The sequence below is a fragment of the Pseudomonas sp. Xaverov 83 genome, from assembly GCF_019352905.1.
GTDB classification, from domain to species: Bacteria; Pseudomonadota; Gammaproteobacteria; order Pseudomonadales; family Pseudomonadaceae; genus Aquipseudomonas; species Aquipseudomonas yamanorum.
The window spans coordinates 18,627-32,945 of the sequence record NZ_JAAAFU010000011.1 but is presented as its reverse complement, the minus strand read 5'-3'; the positions used below and the strand labels follow the sequence as shown (position 1 = coordinate 32,945).

Below are 14,319 nucleotides of genomic sequence, written 5' to 3'. Positions count from 1 at the left end.
CTGTTCTGAAATGAAAGCGTCAAACGCTTCACACAATTAGGCGATGGCCATGTGACAGTTCGGAGTCAAAACACCCTTTACCCGGATGAAATTAAATTTAAGAAACCCAGTAACGACGGGGGTTAGCGGGCGGTGGCGAAGATTTCAGCGAGCCAATCGACGAACACCCGCACCCTCGGCGACATGTGTCGATTTTGCGGGTAGAGCACCGAAACCGGCATGGGCGGCGGCGGTGTATCGGTGAGGATTTCCTGCATCACGCCCTGGTTAATCAGCTCGGCGATGCGGTAGTGCGGGCACTGGATAATGCCCAGTCCGGCGACTGCGCTGGCGGAATAAATCTCTGCGCCGAACACCGACAGCGCCCCTTCGATCGTCACTTCCTGCACCTGGCCGTCGACCATGAATTCGAAGGGGAACAGCTTCGCGGTGGTGCGTGAAACATAGTTCACCGCACGGTGCTCGCCCAGGTCGGCGAGGCGCTTCGGCTCGCCGTATTTGCGCAGGTAGGCCGGGCTCGCGCAGGTCACCTGGCGCAGCGTCGCGACACGCCTGCCGATCAACGCCGAATCCCCCAGGGTGCCCGCCCGCAGCACACAATCCACGCCTTCGGCGATCAGGTCGACGAAGCGGTCCGCCTCGCTGATGGACAGCTCGATTTCCGGGTAGCGCGCCATGAATTGCGGCAGCGCCGGGATCACGAAGTACTTGGCCAGAGTGCCGTGCAAATCCACCCGCAGGCGGCCCTTGGGGGCCACCGAGCGGAAGGCCAGTTCCGCCTCTTCCAGCTCCGCCAGCAGTTGCACACAGCGCAGGTAATAGGCCTCGCCATCAAGGGTCGGGCGGACGCGGCGGGTGCTGCGCTCCAGCAGGCGCGTGCCGAGCCAGGACTCGAACTGGTTGAGGGTGTGGGTCAGGGTGGCACGCGGCAGGTTCAGGTCATCGGCCGCCAGCGTGAAGCTGCTGCGTTCGTAAATCCTCACGAACACTTTCATCGCTTTGACCTGGTCCACGGCGCGTCTCCATTGTTGGCGATTCTTGAACAGTCAAGGCAACTCTGGCGCATTTATCGGCCTGGGTAAACATGTGAATCTGCTTCCACACCCAACCACTCCCCCAAGGAAACCAGATCATGACTACCCAAGTTGCTATCGTTACCGGCGCCTCACGCGGCATCGGCGCCGTGGTTGCCAGACAACTGGCTGCCGACGGTTATGCCGTCGCCATCAACTACGCCAACAGCGCCACCGAAGCGTCAAGGCTGGTAGTGGAGTTGCGCCAGGCCGGCCACCAAGCCATAGCGATCCAGGGCGACGTAGCCAGCGCCGCCGACGTCAAGCGCCTGTTCGACGAGACCGAAGCCCAGCTGGGCAAGGTTGATGTGCTGATCAACAACGCCGGGATTCTCAAGGTGCTGCCGCTGGCCCAACACAGCGATGAGCTCTACAACCAGAACTTCGACATCCATACCCGCGGCACCTTCAACGCCCTGCGTGAAGCCGCCACCCGCCTGAACGACGGCGGGCGCATCGTCAATTTCTCCAGCAGCACCGTCGGCCTCAACTTCCCCGGTTATGCGGTGTACATCGCCAGCAAGGCGGCGGTGGAATCCCTGACCCAGGTGTTCGCCAAGGAAATGCGCGGCCGGCGCATCACCGTCAACGCCGTTGCCCCGGGCCCGGTGGCGACCGAACTGTTCCTGCATGGCAAAAGCGAAGAGCAGATCCAGGGCCTGGCCAAGATGGCGCCGCTGGAACGCCTGGGCCAACCGGAAGATATCGCCCGCGTGGTGGCGTTCCTGGTGAGCCCGGCCGGTGGTTGGGTGAACGGGCAAATCCTGCGGGCCAATGGTGGTTTGGTCTGACGACCACACAACACTCACTCTACGACGCACTAATATTGTGGCGAGGGAGCTTGCTCCCTCGCCACAGGTTTGGTGTTCACGGAAAATCAGCGGGTATCAGGAGACTTCAGATATGCACACCGCCCTCGTCATCACCTGCGGCCTGATCCTCCTCGCGCTGATGCTGTTCATCGGCCAAAAGCTGGGCGTCAGCCGGCACATTCTGGCCTACAGCTTTGTCGGGATCTGGCTGGTGGTGTCGGTGGTGAACGGCGCGGCAGGTGTGGTCACTGCCGGCCAGCCCCTGGTCTGGGAGCTGGTGATCGGCAGTGGGGTATTCGGTGCGCCGTTGGTGGCACTGGCCCTGTTTATCAGGGCCTGAGCCTTAACGAACCAGGTGCAGGAACTGCATATGCCGTTCGTACTGGTCGAGGATGTCGTTGATGATCTGCTCCTTGGTGTAGCCCACCAGGTCGTAGTCCTGGCTGCCCTCACTCAAGTGCACTTCCGCGCGGTAGTAGCGGCGGTTGTTGAGCTGCTTGGAACCCATGCCGCCCCGTGCGAATGACGGGGTGAAATAGCCGCGCATCTGCACCTGATACACGAACGGATGCTGTTCGCCGTGGCCGATTTCCAGGCTGACGCTGTCGTTGGACGGGTCAGGCTGGGTGACGACGTTGAGGCCTTTTTCGACAAATACGGCCGTCACTTCTTCGATCGCCGGACGCACCGTGGTCTCGAGGAAACGGTACACCTCATCCCGTGACGGGAAGTGCACCGCCTGGCTCAAACGCTGGCGCCAACCGCCCGTGCCCTTGCGTGAGCCCGACACCGGCGCGAGGGAGTGCATCTGCGCAATCTGTTTCTGCGACTCAAGGTAGAACGCCTTGTGCAGCCCCCACATCATCAGCAGCAAAATCATCGAGAACGGCAGCGAGGTCAAGACCACGGCAGACTTGAGCGAATCGATGCTGCCGGCAAACAGCAGCGCGCTGGTCACCAACGCGGTCATCGCGCCCCAGAACACCCGCAGCCACTTCGGCCCGTCTTCATCGGCGTTGCCGCCTTTGGCCGACAAGGTCGAGAGCACCACGGTGCCGGAGTCGGCCGAGGTGACGAAGAACACGAAGCTGATGAATACGGTGACCGCAATGACCGTCTTGCTCCACGGGTAGGTTTCCAGCAGCAGGTAGAGGCTCATCGACGGATCATCGATGGCCGACTGACCGAGCGCCGTGAGGCCGTGGTTGAGCACCTGGTCGATGGCGCTGTTGCCGAAGATCGACATCCACGCCAGGGTGAAGCCCAGCGGGATCAACAGCACGCCGAACACGAACTCACGGATGGTGCGGCCGCGGGAAATACGCGCGATGAACAGGCCCACGAACGGCGACCATGCGATCCACCAGGCCCAATAAAACACGGTCCAGCCACCCAGCCAGTCGCTGGGTTTGTCGTAGGCGTAGAGGTCGAAACTCTTGGTCGGCAAGGCGCCAAGGTAGTCGCCGATGTTCTGGATCAGGGTGTTGAGCAAGTGCTGGGTGGGCCCGGCGAACAACACGAACAGCAGCAGCGCGCAGGCCAGCAGCATGTTGATGTCGGACATCACCCGCACGCCTTTATCGACACCGGAGACAGCCACCAGGATCGCCGCGCCCATCATCAAGGTGATGAGGCCGACCTGGATCCACTGGGTGTGGGCCACGCCGAACAAGTAGTCCAGCCCGGAGTTGAGGTGCAACACGCCAAAGCCCATGTCGGCGCCGAGGCCGAACACCGTGGCGATGATGCCAAAGCCGTCCACTGCATAACCGATCGGGCCGTTGATGCGCTTGCCAATCAGCGGGTACAGCGCCGAGCGCAACGCCAGCGGCAGGTTATGCCGGTAGGCGAAGTAGGCCAGGGCCATGCCGACGAAGGCGAACACGCCCCAGCCATGCAGGCCCCAGTGCAGAAACAGAATCTGCATGGCCTGGCGCGCGGCGTCACCGTTCAGCGCTTCGCCCTGGGGCGGTTGCACCAGGTGAGTCAACGGTTCGGAAACGCAAAAGAAAAACAGCGTGATGCTGATCCCCGCGGCGAACAGCATGCCGGCCCAGGACAGGTAACTGAATTCGGGCTCGTCGTGGTCGGCACCGAGTTTGATCTTGCCGTAGCCCGATAACGCGGTGACCACCACGAAGACCAGATACAGGGTCATCGCCAGCATGTAGTACCAGCCGACCGTATTGGCCGCCCAGTTTTGTGCGGCCAGCAGCCAGGCGCCGGCTTGTTCGGGAATTGCGATGACAGTCAGGCCGAACAGCAGGATGAAGCTCGCGGCGAAGTAAAACACCGGCGGGTTCATGCGGACCAGACCGCTGGGAGGTGTGGACGATGCACTCATGAAGGGCGCACCTCAAGGGTGTGGGATGTGGCTGTAAAAAACGGACTCAGCAAAGGTAAGCCTCCTGTTGTGAGCGGGCAGCGAACCACCGATTTAACTTGAACGAACAGTCAAGTTAAACATGGATAGGGGTTTGAGGACTAATCGCAGGGCCGAGTGGTAGGTGTTTCCTACACTAGCTCAAGGAATGGTATGACGTATGGAGATGACGAAACGTTCAGCGATGGCTGAGGGAAATACTGGCCGAGACTGGAATGCGATCCATTGTGGGAGCTGGCTTGCCTGCGATTGCGGTGGGTCAGCCAGACATCTGTTGCTGATACACCGCTATCGCAGGCAAGCCAGCTCCCACATTTGATCTGTGTGATCTTGAGAGCGGGGTGCTACTTCTGCGTCCCATCATCATGCTGCAGATTCGCCTGGGTCAGGTTCGCCCCCGCCGGCACGCTCCGCGTCAGCCACACGTTGCCGCCAATGGTCGAACCCTTGCCAATGGTAATCCGCCCCAGAATCGTCGCCCCGGCGTAGATCACCACATCATCCTCGACAATCGGATGCCGCGGATGGCCCTTCTGCAACTGCCCATCTTCATCCGCCGGGAAGCGCTTGGCGCCCAAGGTCACGGCTTGATAGATACGCACCCGCTCGCCGATGATCGCCGTCTCGCCAATCACCACACCTGTCCCGTGGTCGATGAAGAAGCTCGGGCCGATCTGCGCGCCCGGGTGGATATCAATCCCGGTCGCAGAGTGCGCGATTTCCGCACTGATCCGCGCCAGCAACGGCAAGCCCGCCCGATACAAGTGGTGCGCCAGGCGATGGTGAATCACCGCCAGAATCCCCGGGTAGCACAACAGCACTTCATCCACGCTGCGCGCCGCCGGGTCCCCGTGGTAGGCGGCGAGTACGTCGGTGTCCAACAGGCTGCGCAAGGCTGGCAATGCCAGGGCGAAATCCTGGATCAGGTGGATGGCGTGGGCGTCCACCTCACTGTCATCCTGGCCGCCTTGCCGTGCGGCATACCGCAGCTCCAGCCGCGCCTGGGCGAGCAACGCATTCAGCGCCACATCCAGGGTATGGCCGACGTAGAAATCTTCACTTTCTTCACGCAGGTCCACCGGCCCCAAACGCATTGGGAACAGCGCACCACACAACGCCTCGAGAATCTGCGCCACGGCTTCCCGTGAAGGCAGCTCGCGCCCGCCCTGCTCGCCGCTGACCCGACCATTGCGGGTGCGCCACTGGTCCCGGGCGCTGCGCAGCTGGCTGACGATGGTCTGTAATTGCCAATGACTGGAACGCTCACTCACGGTCTTCACTCCTGACGTAATGCCCACCACTTTACGGCAAGGCACCTGAGCGTCCTTAAGAACCAATAGTGCAATGCTAATAACCTGTCGACATAAGCGATTGGCGGTTGCCGACACAAAAGTGCCTGCCTATAGTCCCAGCATCTCTGACCACCCGTGCGTAGCCATGATCAAACAACAGCTCGACCGCTTTAACCGTCTGGAACTGCTGGGCGGCGCCACTGCCCTGGAAAAACTCGAGCGGCTGTCGGCCTGGCTGGGGCGTGACGTCTACGTCAAACGCGACGACACCACGCCGCTGGCGATGGGCGGCAACAAGCTGCGCAAACTCGAATACCTCGCCGCCGATGCCCTGGCCCAGGGTGCCGACACCCTGGTGACCGCCGGCGCGATTCAGTCCAACCATGTACGTCAAACCGCCGCACTGGCCGCCAAGCTGGGCCTGGGCTGCGTCGCCCTGCTGGAAAACCCGACAGGCACCGATGACCCCAACTACCTGGCCAACGGCAACCGCCTGTTGCTGGAACTGTTCGACGCCAAGGTCGAGCTGGTAGAAAACCTGGATAACGTCGACGACCAACTCAACGCCCTCGCCGACCGCCTGCGCAGCAACGGCAAGAAGCCGTACCTGGTGCCCATCGGCGGCTCCAACGCCCTCGGTGCCCTGGGTTATGTGCGCGCCGGGCTGGAGCTGGCCGGGCAGATTGAAGCCAGCGGCATCCCGTTCTCCACCGTGGTCCTGGCCTCCGGCAGCGCCGGCACCCACAGCGGGCTGGCCCTGGCACTGGCCGAAGTACTTCCGGACCTGCAAGTGATTGGCGTCACAGTGTCCCGCACCGACGAAGCCCAGCGCCCCAAGGTGCAAGGCTTGGCCGAACGTACGGCCGAATTGCTCGGCGTGCCGGTGCCCGACGCGTTCAAGGTGATCCTGTGGGACGAGTACTTCGCCCCCCGTTATGGCGAGCCGAGTGCCGGCACGCTGGCGGCGATCAAGCTGGTGGCGAGCCAGGAAGGCCTGCTGCTGGACCCGGTCTACACGGGCAAAGCCATGGCCGGGTTGCTGGATGGCATTGGCCGGCAGCGCTTTGAAGAGGGGCCGATCATCTTCCTGCACACCGGTGGCGCACCCGCCTTGTTTGCTTATGATTCGAGCTTTTGATATTCCATAAAGAAATATCAATCTGATTTTATATTATTTTCAAGTCTTAAAAACCGGCTTTATAGTCGCGCCGTAGGCGAGCTTGATGGCGATACGCATGACTGGGCAGATCCAAAACACCGAGTTGATGCAATCGCGGGCAAGCCCGGCTCCCACACACGGCGCTTTTAAGGCAGGATACGACTACCGCGTCACCTGCATCGCTCAACATAAAAAACACAGGGGCTCTTCATGACTATTTCCGTATTCCGTCGCACGTTACTGGTTGGTACGTTGGGGCTGGCGCTTGGCGCCGGGTGGCTCGGTCAGGCAGTTGCCGGCGAGCAGTTGGACAACATCAAGAAAGCCGGCGAAATCAAGATTGGCCTGGAAGGCACCTACCCACCGTTCAGCTTCGTCGATGAAAGCGGCAAACTCAGCGGTTTCGAGGTCGAGTTGTCTGAAGCGCTGGCCCAGAAACTCGGCGTCAAGGTCAAGCTGCAAGCCACACCGTGGGATGGCATCCTCGCCGCCCTGGAATCCAAGCGCCTGGACGCGGTCGTCAACCAGGTGACCATCTCCGACGCGCGCAAGGAAAAGTACGACTTCTCCAAGCCGTATACCGTCTCCGGTATCCAGGCGCTGACCCTGGCGAAAAACGCCGACACCATCAAGACCGCCGACGACCTGGCCGGCAAGAAGATCGGTGTGGGCCTGGGCACCAACTACGAACAATGGCTCAAGGAAAACCAACCGAAAGCCATCGTCAAAACCTATAACGATGACCCCACCAAGTTCCAGGACCTGCGCATCGGCCGTGTCGACGCGATTCTGATCGACCGCCTGGCGGCGCTGGAATACGCCAAGAAAGCCAAGGACACCGCCGCTGCAGGTGCTGCTTTCTCCCGTCAGGAAGCCGGTATTGCCCTGCGCAAAGGCGAGCCTGAACTGCTGGCTGCGGTGAACAAGGCCCTCGACGAACTGCGCGCCGACGGTACCTTGAAGAAGCTGTCCGAGAAGTACTTCAACGCTGACGTTACTCAATAATGGAAGCAGGTTTCCAACTCGCGCTGGACTCCGCGCCCTTTCTGCTCAAGGGCGCGTATTACACGGTCATTCTTAGCCTTGGCGGGATGTTTTTCGGCTTGCTGCTGGGCTTCGGCCTGGCCTTGATGCGCCTGTCGCGCTTCAAGCTGTTGAGCTGGACCGCCCGCGTCTACGTGTCGTTCTTTCGCGGCACGCCCTTGCTGGTACAGCTGTTCCTGATCTACTACGGCTTGCCGCAAGTGGGCATCGAGCTGGATCCTATCCCGGCGGCCATGATCGGCTTCTCGCTGAACATGGCCGCTTACGCCTGTGAAATCCTGCGTGCCGCCATCGGTTCCATCGAGCGCGGCCAGTGGGAAGCTGCGGCCAGTATCGGCATGACCCGTGCGCAGACCCTGCGCCGGGCCATCCTGCCGCAGGCCATGCGCACGGCCTTGCCGCCGTTGGGCAACAGCTTTATTTCCCTGGTCAAGGATACCGCCCTGGCCGCCACCATCCAGGTGCCGGAACTGTTCCGCCAGGCGCAATTGGTCTCGGCCCGTACCTTCGAAATTTTCACCATGTATCTGTCCGCCGCCTTGATCTACTGGATTCTTGCCAGCGTTCTGGCGCACGTGCAAAACCGCCTGGAAGCACGAGTCAACCGGCATGACCTGGAGTCTTGAAGCATGATCGTGGTTGAAAAACTGACCAAACAATTCAAGGGTCAGGTGGTGCTTAACGGGATCGACCTTGAGGTCAAGGAAGGCGAAGTCGTCGCCATCATCGGCCCCAGCGGTTCCGGCAAGACCACCTTCCTGCGCTGCCTGAATTTCCTCGAAGAACCCACCAGTGGCCGGATCAAGGTCGGTGACATCGAGATCGACAGCAGCCGCCCGCTCAATCAACAACAAAGCCTGGTGCGGCGCCTGCGCCAGCACGTGGGCTTTGTGTTTCAGAACTTCAACCTGTTCCCCCACCGCACTGCCCTGGAGAACGTCATCGAAGGCCCGATCGTGGTCAAGAAGATGCCCCGGGCCGCCGCGGACGCCCTCGGTCGCAAGCTGTTGGCCAGGGTCGGCCTGGCGGGCAAGGAAGACGCCTACCCACGGCGCCTGTCCGGCGGCCAGCAGCAACGGGTAGCCATTGCCCGGGCCTTGGCGATGGAACCGGAGGTGATCCTGTTCGATGAACCCACCTCGGCCCTGGACCCGGAACTGGTAGGCGAAGTGCTGGCGACCATTCGCAGCCTCGCGGAAGAAAACCGCACCATGGTCATCGTGACCCACGAGATGAGTTTTGCGCGGGATGTTGCCAATCGCGTGATCTTTTTCGACAAAGGTGTAATTGTTGAACAAGGCGATGCAAAGGCACTGTTTGCCAACCCGAAAGAAGAACGTACCCGACAGTTTCTGAGCAAGTTTATCAACAACTAACTTGCGCCTATCAAGTGTAAGAATCTTCGCTTAATAGAGTTGCCGAAAGGCAACTCCCTTCTTTAGCGTTTTTTGGGAAGAGCCCTTTATTCATTGGGTAAAAGTCACCTTGAAACACTCACTTCAAGTGCCCCTCCAGTAAGACCTTTCTGAATATTCCATAACCCCCTGTTTGCCCCGCCCCGCCTCTTGACGCCAACTAACCAAGCCTCTTATCTAGAACCCAGATAATTGGATCCATTCCGGTTTTTCATTAAGTCGTTCCTTTCGGACTACGCCGCCTGCCCGCGCTTAATGTCCGGAGCGATGGCTGCTGGCTGCATCAAGGAGATTATTTATGAAGCGTATTTCCACCCAGGCGCTGCTCACTGCCCCGACCTTGCCCCAGGCCAATCGAGAAGGCATCAATGCCCTCGCCGCGACAAACCTGCAAGTCGATATCGCGCCTTACTGCGGCATGGATGAAGGCGACCTGATCGAGTTGTTCTGGAACAACTGCTTTGCCGCCTCCCGGCGTGTCACCGCCGGCAAAATCGGCATGCCCACCCGCCTGCGGGTGCCGGAAAGCTTTGTGCAAAATGGCCCGGCGCGGATTCATTACCGGGTCATGCAAGTCGGACGCGACTCGGCGCGCTCAGCCATCACCCGGGTGCAGATCAAGACTGATTACCCCGGCGGCCTGCCCTGTGCACTGAGCATTGACGAAAACCAGAACCTGGCCGCCGTCAGCCTGCCCGAAACCATCCGCCGCCATGGCCTCAACAGCAGCCAGATTCGCCGAGGCGTGCCCCTCACCATCGAGCCGTACCTGAACATGGCGACCGACGACGAGATCACGCTGCGCTGGGGTGACGTCCGCCTGGACCTGCCAAAAATCCAGGCCGGCGATGTCGGCAAGGCGGTGCAAGTGTGGGTGCCGTCGACGATCATCGTCGAGGCCGGGGATGACCATCGCCTCGAAGTGACCTACTGCATTCGCGACCGGGTCGGCAATAATTCACGCTGGGCGCCAGCCCGCGCCCTGCGCATCGCCACGTACGCTCCCAAGGCCCCGACCAGCCCCGCCAAGCCTGCGCTGGTCTACCAACCCCGCCGCCCCGGTTCACCCTGTGAGCCCGGGTGACAGACCTTCTATGCATATTCCTAAAAGTTAGTTTATTAAAAAATTTAACACGCTTAGGGTATATGCACCGGACCACCGGACATTCCTGATTTTTTTATCTTTTCAACGGATGTGAGGTAGGTATGGTCAAAATTACCCCGGTGCGTAACGCCAGGGCATTGCGTGCAGCCAAGGAGCGGCGCTGATGTCTAACTTGGCACAAACACCCCCCCAGAGTGATCTGGACGTCGCCCCGCTGTTGTTGCCCGCCAAGGTGCTGCGCAACGACGCCGAGGCACTGAGCGCGGCTCATGAGCTGGCACAGGCTGCGCGCCTGCAAGCGGCCAAGCGCGATCAGCAACGCAAACTGCCTTGGGCTGAACTCGAACACTTCACCCGCAGTGGCCTGGGCAGTATTTCCATTCCCCGTGAGTACGGCGGCCCGCAAGTGTCCTTTGTGACCCTGGCGGAAGTGTTCGCGATCATCAGTGCGGCCGACCCGGCGCTGGGGCAAATCCCGCAGAACCATTTCGGCATCCTGCACGTGCTGCAAGGTGCGGCCAGCGAGCGCCAGAAAAAGCAGCTGTTCCAGAGCGTGCTGGACGGCTGGCGCATCGGCAACGGCGGCCCGGAACGCGGCACCAAAAACACCCTGGACCTCAAGGCACGCATCACTGCCGAAGGCGACGGCTACGTCATCAGTGGCCAGAAGTTTTATTCCACCGGCGCGCTATTCGCCCACTGGGTGGCGGTCAAGGCATTGGACGATGAAGGCAAAGTCGTCATGGCGTTCGTGCGCCGTGGCACCGAAGGCCTGCGTATCGTCGATGACTGGTCAGGCTTTGGCCAACGCACCACGGCCAGCGGCACAGTGCTTCTCGATCAGGTGGCGGTGGACGCCGAACTGGTGGTGGAGACGTGGCGCCTCGGCGAAGCGCCGGGTATCCAGGGCGCCGTTTCGCAATTGATCCAGGCGGCCATCGATGCCGGCATCGCCCGTGGTGCTCTCGAAGACACCATCAGCTTTGTACGCGAACGCTCCCGGCCATGGATCGACGCCAAGGTCGAGCGGGCCAGCGATGACCTGTATGTGATCGCCGATATCGGCAAGCTGAAGATCGAACTGCACGCCGCTGAAGCCCTGCTGCGCAAGGCCGGCCAGGTGCTGGATCAAGTCAGTGCCGCACCGATCACCGCGCAGTCAGCCGCACGCGCCTCGATTGCCGTGGCCGAAGCCAAGGTGCTGACCACCGAGATTTCCTTGCTTGCCAGCGAAAAGCTGTTCGAACTGGCCGGCAGCCGCGCGACCCTCGCCGAATTCAACCTCGACCGTCACTGGCGCAACGCCCGAGTGCACACCCTGCACGACCCGGTGCGCTGGAAATATCACGCGGTGGGCGCCTATCACCTGAACGGCACTTTGCCTGCCCGGCATTCCTGGATTTAACGACCAGACCTCTGGAGAAACCTATGACTCTTTCTCATCACGTCGCGGTTATTACCAGCGATGAACAAGCCCTTATTGTCGCCAGCGACCTGGCCGAAGACTTCCGCCGCGACAGCGCCTTGCGTGACCGCGAACGCCGCTTGCCCCTGCCCGAACTGGACGTGTTTTCCCGCTCCGGCCTGTGGGGCATCAGCGTACCCAAGGAATTCGGCGGTGCCGGCGTTTCCAACGTGACCCTGGCCAAGGTCACGGCACTGATTGCCCAAGCGGATGCATCCTTGGGGCAGATCCCGCAGAACCACTTTTATGCCCTCGAAGTACTGCGGGTAAATGGCAGCCCGGCGCAGCAAAAACGCCTGTACGCCGAAGTCCTCGCCGGCCAGCGCTTCGGCAATGCCCTGGCGGAGCTGGGCACCAAGACCGCCCACGACCGCATCACGAAAATCACCCGCGACGGTGACGGTTTCCGTATCACCGGTCGCAAGTTCTACTCGACCGGTGCGATCTACGCCCAACGCATTCCCACGTCTGTAGTGGACGAAAACGGCGTGCAGCAACTGGCCTTTGTCACCCGTGACAGCCAGGGCCTGACTGTGATCGACGACTGGAGCGGCTTCGGCCAGCGCACCACCGGTAGCGGTTCGGTGGTGTTCGATAACGTGTGGGTCGCGGCCCAGGACGTGATTCCGTTCCAGAGCGCCTTCGAACGCCCGACCACCGTCGGCCCGCTGGCGCAGATCCTTCACGCCGCCATCGACACCGGCATCGCCCGTGCGGCCTATGAAGATGCGCTGCACTTCGTGCGCACCAAGACCCGGCCATGGATCGACGCCACCAGCGACAAGGCCACCGAAGACCCGCTGACCCTGAAAAGCTTCGGCCACTTGAGCATCCGCCTGCACGCCACAGAAGCCCTGCTGGAGCGCTCCGGTGAATTCCTCGACCGTGCCCAGGCCGACAGCAATGCCGACACCGTCGCGGCCGCATCCATCGCAGTCGCCGAAGTACGCGCCCTCAGCACCGAGATTTCCTTGGCCGCCGGCAGCACCCTGTTCGAACTCGCGGGCAGCCAGGCCACCCTCGCCGAACACGGTCTGGACCGCCACTGGCGCAACGCTCGGGTGCACACCCTGCACGACCCGGTGCGCTGGAAGTACCACGCGGTGGGCAATTACTACCTCAACGATGAAAACCCGCCACTGCGGGGGACTATCTGATGGCCAAGAAAAAGATCCTGCTCAATGCCTTCAACATGAACTGCATCGGGCACATCAACCATGGCCTGTGGACCCATCCACGGGACACTTCGACTCAATACAAGACCCTCGAATACTGGACCGAACTGGCACAGCTGCTGGAGCGCGGACTGTTCGACGGGCTGTTCATCGCCGACATCGTCGGCGTGTACGACGTCTACCAGAATTCGGTGGATGTGCCGCTCAAAGAGTCTATCCAGCTGCCGGTCAACGACCCGTTGCTGCTGGTCTCGGCCATGGCGGCGGTGACCAAAAACCTCGGCTTCGGCCTGACCGCCAACCTCACCTACGAACCGCCGTATCTGTTCGCCCGGCGCATGTCGACCCTCGACCACCTGAGCCGTGGCCGGGTGGGCTGGAACATCGTCACCGGCTATCTGGACAGTGCCGCCAAGGCCATGGGCCTGACCGAGCAGGTCGAGCATGACCGGCGCTACGACCAGGCCGACGAATACCTGGAAGTGCTCTACAAGCTTTGGGAAGGCAGTTGGGAAAACGACGCGGTGATCAACGATCCGCAGGCGCGGGTGTATGCCCAGCCGGAGAAGGTGCACAAGGTCGAGCACAAGGGCGAGTTCTATCAGGTCGAGGGCTATCACCTGTGCGAGCCGTCGCCGCAACGCACACCGGTGCTGTTCCAGGCGGGCAGTTCGGACCGTGGCTTGCTGTTCGCCGGGCGTCATGCCGAGTGCGTATTCATCAGTGGGCAGAACAAGGCCTCGACCAAAACCCAGGTGGACAAGGTGCGCGCCAGCGCCGTGGAAGCCGGGCGTAACCCGGACGACATCAAGGTGTTCATGGGGCTGAACGTGATTGTGGGCGCCACCGAAGAGGCCGCGTGGGCCAAGCACGCCGAGTACCTGAGCTACGCCAGCGCGGAAGCCGGCGTGGCGCATTTCTCGGCGTCCACGGCGATTGATTTCTCCCAGTACGACATCGATGAACCGATCCAGTACGTAAAGAGCAACGCCATTCAGTCGGCCACCAAAAACCTGCAAAACAACGACTGGACCCGGCGCAAATTACTGGAGCAACACGCCCTCGGCGGCCGCTACATCACACTGGTGGGTTCGCCGGCACAGGTGGCGGATGAACTTGAATCATGGATCAGCGAAACCGGCCTGGATGGCTTCAACCTGACGCGCATCGTTACCCCGGAAAGCTACGTCGACTTTATCGAACTGGTAGTGCCGGAGCTGCAGCGCCGGGGCTCGTACAAGACCGCGTATGACACCGGGACGCTGCGGGAAAAAGTCTTCCACCACTCAGCGCACCTGCCCGAACAACACACCGGTTCCACCTACCGACACTGAACCAAAATGTGGGAGCTGGCTTGCCTGCGATTGCGGAGTGTCAGTTGAAGAAATGTCGCTGA

General features: G+C 61.2%; 13 protein-coding genes. 10 read left to right on the top strand and 3 right to left on the bottom strand.

Going from position 1 to position 14,319, the window contains the following annotated elements:
* Positions 1 to 122: 122 nt before the first annotated feature.
* Positions 123 to 1,013 carry a LysR family transcriptional regulator gene (locus tag K0H47_RS04595; RefSeq protein WP_093202899.1) on the bottom strand — a complete coding sequence of 297 codons (891 nt, stop codon included), beginning with the start codon at positions 1,011 to 1,013 and terminating at the stop codon, positions 123 to 125.
* A gap of 119 nt (positions 1,014 to 1,132) precedes the next feature.
* Here K0H47_RS04595 and K0H47_RS04590 point away from each other — a divergent pair, with 119 nt between their 5' ends.
* Positions 1,133 to 1,864: an SDR family oxidoreductase gene (locus K0H47_RS04590; RefSeq protein ID WP_008435807.1), complete on the top strand. Its 732-nt coding sequence runs from the start codon at positions 1,133 to 1,135 to the stop codon at positions 1,862 to 1,864.
* 112 nt (positions 1,865 to 1,976) lie between these two features.
* Positions 1,977 to 2,225: a hypothetical protein gene (locus tag K0H47_RS04585; RefSeq protein ID WP_219272070.1), complete on the top strand. Its 249-nt coding sequence runs from the start codon at positions 1,977 to 1,979 to the stop codon at positions 2,223 to 2,225.
* Between the two features lie 3 nt (positions 2,226 to 2,228).
* On the opposite strand, the gene betT is transcribed toward K0H47_RS04585, so the two are convergent.
* The gene (betT, locus tag K0H47_RS04580; protein WP_177025968.1) at positions 2,229 to 4,190 is read right to left on the bottom strand and encodes a choline transporter BetT; all 1,962 of its coding nucleotides are present in this window, start codon (positions 4,188 to 4,190) and stop codon (positions 2,229 to 2,231) included.
* 422 nt (positions 4,191 to 4,612) lie between these two features.
* On the bottom strand, positions 4,613 to 5,539 hold the full coding sequence (gene epsC, locus K0H47_RS04575) for a serine O-acetyltransferase EpsC (RefSeq protein ID WP_010168915.1): 927 nt from the start codon (positions 5,537 to 5,539) through the stop codon (positions 4,613 to 4,615).
* A gap of 166 nt (positions 5,540 to 5,705) precedes the next feature.
* Between epsC and K0H47_RS04570 the strand changes: the two genes are divergently transcribed.
* The 8 genes from K0H47_RS04570 to K0H47_RS04535 all read left to right on the top strand — a co-directional run bounded on the left by K0H47_RS04570 (position 5,706) and on the right by K0H47_RS04535 (position 14,257).
* Positions 5,706 to 6,698: a D-cysteine desulfhydrase gene (locus K0H47_RS04570; protein ID WP_063033595.1), complete on the top strand. Its 993-nt coding sequence runs from the start codon at positions 5,706 to 5,708 to the stop codon at positions 6,696 to 6,698.
* Between the two features lie 231 nt (positions 6,699 to 6,929).
* Positions 6,930 to 7,724 (top strand): cystine ABC transporter substrate-binding protein, encoded by a 795-nt coding sequence (gene tcyJ / locus K0H47_RS04565; RefSeq protein ID WP_063033596.1) that lies wholly within the window; start codon positions 6,930 to 6,932, stop codon positions 7,722 to 7,724.
* Positions 7,724 to 8,389, top strand: a complete 666-nt coding sequence (gene tcyL / locus K0H47_RS04560) for a cystine ABC transporter permease (RefSeq protein WP_063033597.1) — start codon at positions 7,724 to 7,726, stop codon at positions 8,387 to 8,389. The genes tcyJ and tcyL overlap by 1 nt, the downstream gene beginning before the upstream one ends.
* Before the next feature lie 3 nt (positions 8,390 to 8,392).
* Positions 8,393 to 9,139, top strand: coding sequence for an L-cystine ABC transporter ATP-binding protein TcyN (tcyN, locus tag K0H47_RS04555; protein ID WP_063033598.1), 747 nt, complete (start codon positions 8,393 to 8,395; stop codon positions 9,137 to 9,139).
* Between the two features lie 337 nt (positions 9,140 to 9,476).
* A complete protein-coding gene (locus tag K0H47_RS04550) occupies positions 9,477 to 10,262 on the top strand; it encodes a hypothetical protein (protein WP_219272068.1) in 786 nt (261 codons plus the stop codon).
* Positions 10,263 to 10,446: 184 nt separating this feature from the next.
* A complete protein-coding gene (locus K0H47_RS04545; RefSeq protein WP_063033600.1) occupies positions 10,447 to 11,688 on the top strand; it encodes an SfnB family sulfur acquisition oxidoreductase in 1,242 nt (413 codons plus the stop codon).
* A 23-nt stretch (positions 11,689 to 11,711) separates the two neighbouring features.
* Positions 11,712 to 12,905, top strand: coding sequence for an SfnB family sulfur acquisition oxidoreductase (locus K0H47_RS04540; RefSeq protein ID WP_063033601.1), 1,194 nt, complete (start codon positions 11,712 to 11,714; stop codon positions 12,903 to 12,905).
* The gene (locus K0H47_RS04535) at positions 12,905 to 14,257 is read left to right on the top strand and encodes an LLM class flavin-dependent oxidoreductase (protein WP_063033602.1); all 1,353 of its coding nucleotides are present in this window, start codon (positions 12,905 to 12,907) and stop codon (positions 14,255 to 14,257) included. The genes K0H47_RS04540 and K0H47_RS04535 overlap by 1 nt, the downstream gene beginning before the upstream one ends.
* Positions 14,258 to 14,319 lie beyond the last annotated feature (62 nt).